Annotated in this window: 7 protein-coding genes; all 7 read left to right on the top strand. The window is 49.5% G+C overall.

Going from position 1 to position 10,162, the window contains the following annotated elements:
- Positions 1 to 283 precede the first annotated feature (283 nt).
- The 7 genes from I6E38_RS05615 (at position 284) to rimP (ending at position 10,159) form a co-directional block, all read left to right on the top strand.
- Positions 284 to 3,601: a hypothetical protein gene (locus tag I6E38_RS05615; RefSeq protein ID WP_235393067.1), complete on the top strand. Its 3,318-nt coding sequence runs from the start codon at positions 284 to 286 to the stop codon at positions 3,599 to 3,601.
- 13 nt (positions 3,602 to 3,614) lie between these two features.
- Positions 3,615 to 3,773 (top strand): hypothetical protein, encoded by a 159-nt coding sequence (locus I6E38_RS05610; RefSeq protein WP_235393066.1) that lies wholly within the window; start codon positions 3,615 to 3,617, stop codon positions 3,771 to 3,773.
- Between the two features lie 767 nt (positions 3,774 to 4,540).
- Positions 4,541 to 4,978, top strand: a complete 438-nt coding sequence (gene dut / locus I6E38_RS05605; protein ID WP_235393065.1) for a dUTP diphosphatase — start codon at positions 4,541 to 4,543, stop codon at positions 4,976 to 4,978.
- Between the two features lie 22 nt (positions 4,979 to 5,000).
- A complete protein-coding gene (locus I6E38_RS05600; protein ID WP_235393064.1) occupies positions 5,001 to 6,806 on the top strand; it encodes a tetratricopeptide repeat protein in 1,806 nt (601 codons plus the stop codon).
- Positions 6,807 to 6,814: 8 nt separating this feature from the next.
- A complete protein-coding gene (gene lolB1 / locus I6E38_RS05595; protein ID WP_235393063.1) occupies positions 6,815 to 7,684 on the top strand; it encodes a lipoprotein insertase outer membrane protein LolB1 in 870 nt (289 codons plus the stop codon).
- A gap of 6 nt (positions 7,685 to 7,690) precedes the next feature.
- Entirely contained in the window at positions 7,691 to 9,442 is a 1,752-nt protein-coding gene (locus I6E38_RS05590; protein WP_235393062.1) for a murein hydrolase activator EnvC family protein, read from the top strand.
- A 249-nt stretch (positions 9,443 to 9,691) separates the two neighbouring features.
- Complete coding sequence (gene rimP, locus I6E38_RS05585) at positions 9,692 to 10,159, top strand: ribosome assembly cofactor RimP (RefSeq protein ID WP_235393061.1); 468 nt, start codon at positions 9,692 to 9,694, stop codon at positions 10,157 to 10,159.
- Positions 10,160 to 10,162: the final 3 nt, after the last annotated feature.

The raw sequence follows: 10,162 nt of genomic DNA, 5'->3' as shown, positions 1-10,162 counted from the left end.
TTTTATTTTTTTTCCCCTAAATTTCTTTAAAATTTCGTCGGTTTTTTTTTCGCTTTTTTTAAACCTTTAAAATTCCCCCCCCCCCCCCCGATTTTATAAGCGACTGATTGTTAGATAGATACGACTTGGCATATATACTATACCCCTACTCTAAGCCTACTCATTTTTATTTATTATTCCAAATTATAATACCTTTGCACAATAAAATCCGGTAGGCTCGAATGCTATACTTAGACGTGTTCGATTTTAATTAAGTGAAACGATAATATTTAACAAATTAACGATGTCAAAGAAATTTTTCAGGAAAATTTGTTTTGTCGCAACTCTCTTGCTCTTTGCTCTGCCAATGGTTGCCGCAACCATAAATGGCGGAGGCAAAATAGAGAAGAAGGTTTGGCAGGATTTAGACCCTAACACGGAGAATTATTTTAAAAACCGTCGTGCTCTCGTAGGACCCGGTTGTATGATCAACAGCCTTTTCGATGGCGTTAAAGTGCTATCAGGAACAAAAGACCTTCAGAACATCTGTAATGATAATTTGGATGATTATGCTACGATTCCGGCGCTTGTTGATGCTACCGTTGTAGGAAGTCCTATTATCAGCGTTAAGGACAATCAGCATTATTATGCTGGTGGTACAGAGGCAGGTTTTGTTATTTGTGCAAAATCAGATGCAAGCATCCTTACTCTCAATTTGGCAGATTACTACAAAATACAGTTCCTTAAGGACGGAGTAGCGGTTGGCAAACTCCAAACTATCTCTGCTGGCAATTCTGTCACTGGTCTTGGTTTGTCGCTGCTGACAATCCCTGGTTCAGGTCAGGTCAACAAATTGTACACGGCTAAAGCTCCCGGTAATTTCGATGAAATCAAGCTCGTTCAGTGTGGAGTTGAAGCCAAGTTGGGTACTGCTATAAATATCAAGTATGCTTTTGTAGGCAATGCTCGTGAGTATACTATTACCAACAACAAGGAGAATGGCATCAGCAAATATGCTCAGGAACAGGGGCGTGAGGCGTTCACACTGGAGGCGCATGGCGAAAAGCCAACTAAACCATTATTGGCAGAGGCATCACGCGGCGACGTGATTGATGAGGATCTTACCAATGGCTATGCTGCTGTTACAGCGGTATTAATACCAGTATCAACCCCAGTTACAGTCGTTGCCAAACCTTCTGACAATGAGGAAGCATTTCCTAAGGGAACAGAGGTTGGTTTCAAGATTAATGGTCTTGATGTGGCCAAACTTTCGATAGGCGATGGTGCTGAACTTACGCTTTTCAACAAGGAGAATAAAAAAATAGACACATACAGACTCTCGAGTTCCGTTTTGGGCCTTGGAGTGCTTAAGGCGGATAAGGATGGTGAAATTGTAATTAAGGCTCCTGCAGCCTTTTCTGCAGTAAAGATTTTCTTTACGGGAGTCGGAATAAAAATTGGTGGTACTACTGTTAACTACGCCTTTGTGCGCATGGCTCCCGATGCAGCTTCTCATCATTGTCCAATCAATGCTACATCAAGCCGTGATGTATGTGGATGCGAGAATGAATTCCAGTTACAGCATAACGATGCAGTATCTGTAACATGGCAAATCAAAGAACAACCATCTGACTCAAATGTCACTTTGGATGAAACAACTGGCAAGGTTACAAATCTCGTTGTTCCGGGCAAGTATGTTTTCGTTGCTACAGCTACTGATGGTTGTGCCGAAGAAGTTACTCTCAACTATGCGCCATATTACAATCCTGAGGAGCACGGAGTAAATATCCTTGTCAATAAGGAAGGTGAACCCGCTAAATATAAGTTAAGTGATAATAACGGCTTCAGCGCCGTGCAGATTGCTGATGGTATGGATAATAGATCTGCTATCCTTACACCTACACTTAATGACTTTGTATATAGTAAACCAGGTCTTAGTTTGATAAATAATAAGGGGCTTGTCGGTATTAAGACGGTAGATGGCTCTTTGCTTAGCAACGGCTTTAATGGTAAAATGGAGGTTGGCTTCGTTGTAACGACTAAGGCAACCGGACTCAGTGCCGATGTTCTTAATCTCTACAACATCAAACTTTATTGTGACGGACAGGAAGTAACAGAAAAAATAACTACCTACTGGGATGCAATCTCTGCAGGACTTATCGGTAGTGGAGATGTTCGTAAAATGCGTCTCAGAGTAATTGCACCACAAGGTTGCAAATTTGATGAGGTAGTACTCTATAAAACCGGAGTGGCTAGTGTTGACCTTTCGCAGCTTAATGTATACTATGCATACGTAAGCGATGCTAATATAGTTAACGCTACTACTGATATGCTTTATGGTGCTGAGGTGGTATCTTTTGAGAATACTAATGCTTCAATTGACTTCGAAAATACTACGATGTTCCAAGTAGCTAACATTGGCAACGGCTACAACGAATTGAGCAACTTGGTAGATAGTAGTTTGGATACACACTTGACACTCCCTATGGGTGTAGACTTGGGTGGAGCTAATATCTCTGTCAATATAGGTAAGACAGTAGATAAGGGACAACAACTCGTAATGGTGACAGATCATCTTACATTAGGATTGGGTGCAAGTCTCGGTGAAGGTCTGGAGTTGACAACTTGGCTTGACGGTAAACAGCAGGAAAAATTGACAAGCTGGAAGGTTCTTGGTGCTGACGTAATTGGTGGTAAAGCTAATGCTTATGCAGTGCTTAATCCGACTCTGCCATTCGATCAGGTTCGTATTAAGCCAATAAAGGTTTTGACAGCTCTCAATAATCTGCAGATTAAGGGTTTCGCTCTGCGCAGCAACATGAACGACGACGGAACACTCAACGGATGTGACGACCTGCTGATTCTTGACGAGGACTCTACTCTCAACGTAACCAAGACATACACAGGTGCCAAGATGCTGCTCCACCGTACATTCACCAAGAATGCTACCAACGACAAGAAGGGATGGAACTCTATCATTCTTCCCGTTGATATGACAGCAGCTCAGGTTAATGAAGCTTTCGGTGATGGTACAAAGTTAGCAAAATTCAATGCCTTGGAAGACAACTGGATAAAGTTCTCTACAGTAGACGTAGCCGGTGAGGACGTAGTGCTTGAGAAGAACACTCCTTATATAATATATCCTACAAGGGAGCCGCTTGGCAACTATACATACACTATCGACCGTGAGACTAAAACCCTTAATGGTCCGGTATATGTAGCCAATGGTATCAACTATCAGGATCAGACATCTGCAATGACACACACAGTAAATGGCGGCGGAGACATGACCTACACTGGTTCGTACAGCAATCCGACTGCGGTGTCAAAGGATTCTTATATGTTCAGCAACGGTAACTTGGTTCACACAAATAAGGATCATAACGTAAAGGCTTACCGTTGCTGGCTTAAAGAAGATGCACCTTCTGGCAGAATGTTGATGTTCTCGCTTGATGGCAACGGTATGGGCGGTACAACCGGCATCCACGTGATTGAGGAGAACAAGCAGAATACAAACACCGGCATCTACAACCTTGGCGGTGTGCGTATGAACACCAACAATGTAGACAAGTTGTCGAAGGGTGTGTATATCGTTAACAACAAAGTAGTGGTAAAGAAATAAAAAGTACGACAATATGAAAAAGAAGAAATATATTGCTCCTGAGATTACCGTTATCGAGATGGAGCCTTCACAGATAATGACCGCGAGCGGCTGGACTCCCGACGATGACAAAACCCATGGATTCGGCATCGTAGAAGAAGGGGATGATGATTACAGTGATGAAGATTTCTAAACTATAGACAACCAAAAAACTCACTATTTTATTAAAGTTGAGCGCCCTGCAAGAGTGAAAGCATTAACCAATTCAGTGCTTTTGCCTTTGCAGGGTGCTTTATTTTTGCCCTACTCACTCTGCCTTTATTTATAGTAGATTGAGTGGATACGGCAGGGATGCCATACCCTCCTATGGTTTGCTTTATGGTCACGAATTACCATGAATTATCCATGAATGTTTGTGACTAAAATAATTCGTGAATAATTCGTGTGCATTCGTGACGAAAATTATATTTGCATTTTTAACCGCTCAAAACTGTGAGTTGAGCGCACAACAAAATCTTTTGCTCTAAAATCGTGAGTTTTGCGCGTGCAGCGATTATTATGTTAGTATTCAGCGGATTGTGATGATGGTGGGTGCTGGTGTGCAATAGTAAGCCGTGCGAAAACCCTACATTTTATTTCAAAAGGATTATATTTGCACTGCAATATGGCTTCCGTTGCATTGCAATTAGGGCCTACTTGCACACCAAATGTAGTCCTTTTGGAGTGCAAGGAAGCTCCTAATTAAGAAAAAACGACTGAAAGACCCCTCGTCAACCTATAAAAATCGCTTCAGAAATCTCTAAAATCAATTTTTTGTTTGTAACACTTTTTTACTGCCAGTACAATATTTGCATTCTCTAAATTAATGTTATTTTGTAGCTAAACGTCCGTTATCTCGTCAATAATCAGTATTTTTGCAGATTAATTGTATAAGAAACATAAGATAACGACAATAACAATATGGTGAAAATAAAGATAGTGAACCGTGGCCGTCAGCAACTGCCGGCGTACGCTACCGAGCTGAGCGCAGGCATGGACTTGCGTGCCAATATCGACGAGTCAATCACGCTCAACCCAATGGAGCGCCGCATCATACCCACAGGTCTGTACATTGCGCTGCCTCCGGGATATGAGGCTCAGGTGCGCCCACGCTCAGGCTTGGCACTGAAGCACGGCATCACTGTGCTCAACTCGCCCGGAACCATCGACGCCGACTACCGTGGCGAGATAGGCGTGCTGCTCGTCAACCTCTCTACAGAGCCGTTTGTCATCACCGAGGGCGAGCGCATAGCACAGATGGTGATAGCACGCCATGAGCAGGGACAGTTTGAGGTGGTTGAGCAACTCGACCAGACCGAACGCGGTGAGGGCGGATATGGCCACACCGGAGTGAAGTAAAGCAGCAAACACACAATAAGCAATGAACCCATACAAGAATCAGATAATCGGCATCGGAGCAGCCGCCCTGCTCGCCATTGCCCCAGCCATTGCTACGGGCATCGACAATCGTACGCGAGGCGTGGCTCAGCGACTCGATGCCGACACGATGACCATCAGCGCCAAGGAACTGCTCGACGCCACACCGTTGGCAGACAGGCTCTTTCTCGATGCGGTGTGCAGCCAGCTCAGGGGCGACGACTCTACAGCCCTTCGCCTGCTCGACTCGTGCCGAGAGGTAAATCCCAATGCAGCCGAAGCCTACTATCGGCTGGCACAACAGTACTTCGATACGGGCAACGACTCTATAGCCACGAAGTATATGGAGCGTGCCGCACGTCTGCAACCAGCCAACGACACCTATCAGGAGAGCGTAGCCGCAACGTACATACAGCAGCGCGACTACGACAGCGCCATCAAGGCTTATGAGAATCTCTACTCGCACCACCGCGAGCGCACCGACGTGCTCGACATCCTGGCGCGTCTGTACGGTGCCAAGAAGGACTATACACGCATGCTCTCGACCATAGAGCGCATAGAGAAGATTGACGGCGAGAGCGACGAGCTGACATTTATGAGGATGAATGTCTACGAGATGCGCCACGACACCAAGAATGCCTACCGCATGCTCAAGGCCCTGAACGACGCCCATCCCAATGAACCCAACTATAAGGTGATGCTGGGCAACTGGCTGATGAACCACAGCCGCCGCGACGAGGCATTCAAATGCTTCCAGGGCGCACTTGCCGACGACCCGCAGAACGCCTTCGCCCTCAACTCGATGTACGACTACTATCGTGCCGGAGGCGACAATGCGGCTGCCGACGAACTGCGCGAGAAGATACTGTTCAGCTCGCAGACCGAATCGAAGACCAAGGTGACCATGCTGCAGCAAGCCATAAAGGAGTCGGAGCAGAACGGCGGCGACAGCGTGGTGGTGCTCAATCTGTTCGATCGCACCATGGCAGCATCGCCCAAGAATGCCGACATATCCAACATGAAGGCTATGTACATGAAGCTGAAGGGCATGCCCGTCGACTCCGTTAATGCCGCCTTCGAGCACACGCTCACCTTCGAGCCCGACAACAACCTGGCTCGTATCAAGCTGATACAGGACAAGTGGGAGAAGAAGAAGTGGGACGAGGTGATAGCCCTGAGCACTGCCGGAACGCAATACAACCCCGACGACATGACCTTCTACTACTTCCTCGGACTCGCCTACTTCCAGAAGGACGACGACGACCACGCTCTCGACGCCCTGAAGCGTGGCGCCGACGAGATAGACGACCATGCCGACCCCGACATGGCAAGCGACTTCTACGGCGCGATGGGCGACATCCTGTTCAAGAAGAAACAGCAGGAGGAGGCATTCGAGGCTTACGACAAGAGCCTGAAATGGAAGGAGGACAACATCGTGGTGCTCAACAACTATGCCTACTACCTCTCCGAACTGCGACGCGACCTGAAGCGTGCCGAGCAGATGAGCTTCAAGACGGTGCTGGCTGAACCCACCAACGCCACCTATCTCGACACCTACGCCTGGATTCTGTTCCTGCAGAAGCGATATGACGAGGCACGTGCCTACATCGACCGCGCTCTGCAGAACGACACCGACACCGTGAACGGACCGAGCGCAGTGGTGATAGGACACGCCGGCGACATCTACTGCATGTGCGGCGACACCGACCGTGCCGTGGAGCTGTGGCAGCGCGCGTTCAAGGCAGGAGGCGACAAGGCGGTGCTGACACGAAAGATAAAGACAAAGAAACTGAAGATTGAGGAACAATAAAGAAAAAAATGAAACGACTAATAACGATAATCTCTGTAATCGTCTTGCTCGCCTCGTGTGCAAGCAAGAAGGCTGTGACCGACGGCAGCGCCACAACGGGGCTGGCCAAGACACAGAAGTCAGAACAGCAGGCGTTCATGAAGCGTGTGCTCGACAATCAGGTGCAGGCACGCAACATCGTGGCAAGCGCCGACTTCCGACTGGTAGCGGGCAACAAAGACCTCAGCTGCGACGGCAAGATAAGCATGCGTCGCGACGAGGTGATACGTCTGCAGCTGTTGCTGCCCATTATACGTACGGAGATAGCACGCATTGATTTCACACCCGATTATGTGCTGCTCGTAGACCGTTTTCACAAGGAATATATCAAGGCATCGTACAAGGACGTGAGCTTCCTGGCTGACAACGGACTGTCGTTCTACTCGCTGCAGGCTCTGTTCTGGAACCAGCTGTTCCTGCCCGGCGAAAAGACGGTGGGCGAGCAGATGCTGCAACGATTCACGTGCAGCCTGACCGACGTGGCTACAACAGTGCCCATGGGCTACAAGAGCGGCAAGATAGAATATCAGTGGAAGGCATCGAAGGCTACAGCGCTGATAACAGGTGCCGGTGCCAACTATGAGAGTGCGGGCCACGGCAAGTCGTCGCTCATATGGACCTACGACAACTTCCGCACGTTTGCAGGCAGACAGTTCCCGCTGTCGCAGCAGTTTGCCGTGACCACCGACATCACCGGACGCCAGCAGGCAGCGCAGCTGACGGTGAAGATGTCGTCGCCCAAGAACTCAGCCGACTGGGACGTGGAGACTCAGCTGTCGGGCAAATACAAGAAGATAGAGGCACAGGACATACTCAAGAAACTCATGTCAATACAGTAAAAGCCAATGAAGCAATTTATAATGGCACTTCTTGCCACAGCGATGCTTGCCGCTCCTACGGATGCCACGGCTCTGACGCTCATGCAGCAGCGCCAGCACACCACGACGCAGGCCAAGAAGAAGCAGGCGGCAAAGACGCCAGTAAGAAGAAAGACCAGCACAAAGAGAAAGACTACCGCCAAGAAGACCACCGCCCGAAAGAAAACAACCAAGAAGGCGGCACGCCCCACTTACTCTACAGCCGAGATACGCGGACTGCAGAGCAAGCGCACAGCCATGCAGAAGGAGATAAAGAAGCAGGAGGCCGCGCTGCGTGCCAATCAGGCGGATGTGAAGAAGCGTCTCAACGACCTGCTCGTCATCAACAGCGAGATAGACAAGCACCAGAAGAACATCGACGGCATACAGAAGGACATACAGCACATCGACGGCAATATCGGACTGCTCAACGCACAGCTCACGACATTGCAGAAGCAGCTGCAGGACCGCAAGGCTAAGTATGTGAAGTCGATGCGATACATCAACCGCCAGCACACGTTGCAGGACCGACTGATGTTTATCTTCTCGGCGAAGAACTTCGCCCAGATGTACCGACGACTGCGCTTTGTGCGTGAGTATGCCTCATGGCAGAAGGCGCAGGGCGAAATGGTGAAGGTGAAGCAGGCGCAGGTGAACGAGAAGCACGCGCAGCTGCAGCAGGTGAAGGGCCAGAAGAACAACATGCTCTATCGTGGACAGCAGGAACGAAAGCAGCTTGAAGGCAAGCAACAGGAGCAGCAGCAGGTGGTGAACTCGCTGCAGAAACAGCAGAAGACCATACAGCGCGTCATAGACAAGCAGCGCAAGGACGCTTCGGCTATCAACGCTCAGATTGACCGACTCATTGCCATCGAGGTGGAGAAGGCTCGTGTGCGTGCTGCCGAGGAGGCAAAGCGCCGTGCGGCTGCGGCTGCCGCTGCCAAGAAACGCCGTGAGGAGGAACTGGCACGCAAGCGTGCTGAGGCTGAACGCGCACGTATAGAGAACGAACGCCGACTGCGTGAGGCACGCGAGGCTGAGGCACGTGCCAAGGCTGAAGCTCGTGCTGCACAGGAACGTGAGGCTGCCGCCCGTGCCGAAGCACAGCGCCAGCGCGATGCCGAGGCTAAGAGAAAGGCGCAGGCTGCGGCTGAGGCTGCGGCACGCGAGGCTGCCGAACAGAAGGCTGCCGCCGAACAGCGTGCACGCGAGGCTGCGGCTCAGCGCGAGGCTGTGGAGCGTAAGGCACGCGCCGACGAGCAGCGCTCCACCAAGGAGATAGCCCAGGCACGCAAGGAAGTGGAACAGACCGCCACCATGTCGTCGGTAGATCGCATGATGTCGGGAGGATTTGAAGCCAACAAGGGTCGTCTGCCAATGCCTATCACGGGCAGTGCACGCATCGTCAGTCATTACGGACAGAACTCCGTGGCAGGACTCAAGGGCGTGACCATCGACAACAAGGGCATCAACATCATGGGTCAGCCGGGCTGTCAGGCACGCGCGATATATGATGGCGAGGTGAGTGCCGTATTCGGATACGGCGGTTCGTACGTGGTGATGGTGCGCCATGGTGCCTACATATCAGTATATTGCAATCTGCGCTCGGTGGCTGTGCAGCGTGGACAGAAGGTGTCTACACGTCAGAGTCTGGGCACAGTGGCACAGGATAATATCCTTCAGTTCCAGCTGCGCAAGATGCAGAACCGCCTGAATCCTGAGGCGTGGATTGGAAGGTAAAAAGGAAGCCCCACAAAGCCCCACAAAGCCCCACCCCCAGCCCCTCCCCCGTAGGGAGGGGAGTAGTATGCACTGCAAACTTGCATGTTTTTGTGGTTATTGTTGTTGTGTATCGGCTTTTTGGGGACTATAGAATAGAAAATGTAGTAAATATTTGTGTACGTTGCAGAAATTTAGTAATTTTGCATCGTTCAGTGGAATGAGGGGCTCCGAGAGAGCTCCTCATTTTTTATTCTCTAATGTATTTATATGATAGACAAAAACACCGTAAAAAGTATTGTTAATGAGTGGCTCGACGGCAAGGAGTACTTTCTTGTCGACGTGGAAGTAAGCCCCGACGACCGCATCGTAGTTGAGATAGACCATGCCGATGGCGTGTGGATTGAGGACTGCGTGGAGTTGAGCCGTTACATCGAAGATCATCTGAGCCGCGACGAGGAAGACTACGAACTCGAAGTAGGTTCGGCAGGATTGGGTCAGCCCTTTAAGGTGCCGCAGCAGTATCACTGCTTTGTGGGCAAGGACGTAGAGGTGCTTGATGCCGATGGACTGAAGTACAAGGGCGTGTTGAAGAGCGTCGACGGCAATGACTTTGTGGTGACTGTTCAGGAGAAACAGAAAGTGGAAGGCAAGAAGCGCCCGCAGCTTGTGGACGTAGACCGCACATTCCAGATGGATAAGGTGAAATATACAAAATACTTAATAAATTTCAAATAAGCT

Origin of the sequence: Leyella stercorea, assembly GCF_021531355.1 — a bacterium.
In the GTDB taxonomy this organism is placed as follows: domain Bacteria; phylum Bacteroidota; class Bacteroidia; order Bacteroidales; family Bacteroidaceae; genus Prevotella.
This window is presented reverse-complemented; position numbering and strand designations above follow the sequence as displayed.

What these genes read in the sequence shown, in the direction of transcription:
- I6E38_RS05615 (WP_235393067.1), top strand. Translation starts at nt 284, where the DNA reads ATGTCAAAGAAATTTTTCAGGAAAATTTGTTTTGTCGCAACTCTCTTG.
- I6E38_RS05610 (WP_235393066.1), top strand. Translation starts at nt 3,615, where the DNA reads ATGAAAAAGAAGAAATATATTGCTCCTGAGATTACCGTTATCGAGATG.
- dut (WP_235393065.1), top strand. Translation starts at nt 4,541, where the DNA reads ATGGTGAAAATAAAGATAGTGAACCGTGGCCGTCAGCAACTGCCGGCG.
- I6E38_RS05600 (WP_235393064.1), top strand. Translation starts at nt 5,001, where the DNA reads ATGAACCCATACAAGAATCAGATAATCGGCATCGGAGCAGCCGCCCTG.
- lolB1 (WP_235393063.1), top strand. Translation starts at nt 6,815, where the DNA reads ATGAAACGACTAATAACGATAATCTCTGTAATCGTCTTGCTCGCCTCG.
- I6E38_RS05590 (WP_235393062.1), top strand. Translation starts at nt 7,691, where the DNA reads ATGAAGCAATTTATAATGGCACTTCTTGCCACAGCGATGCTTGCCGCT.
- rimP (WP_235393061.1), top strand. Translation starts at nt 9,692, where the DNA reads ATGATAGACAAAAACACCGTAAAAAGTATTGTTAATGAGTGGCTCGAC.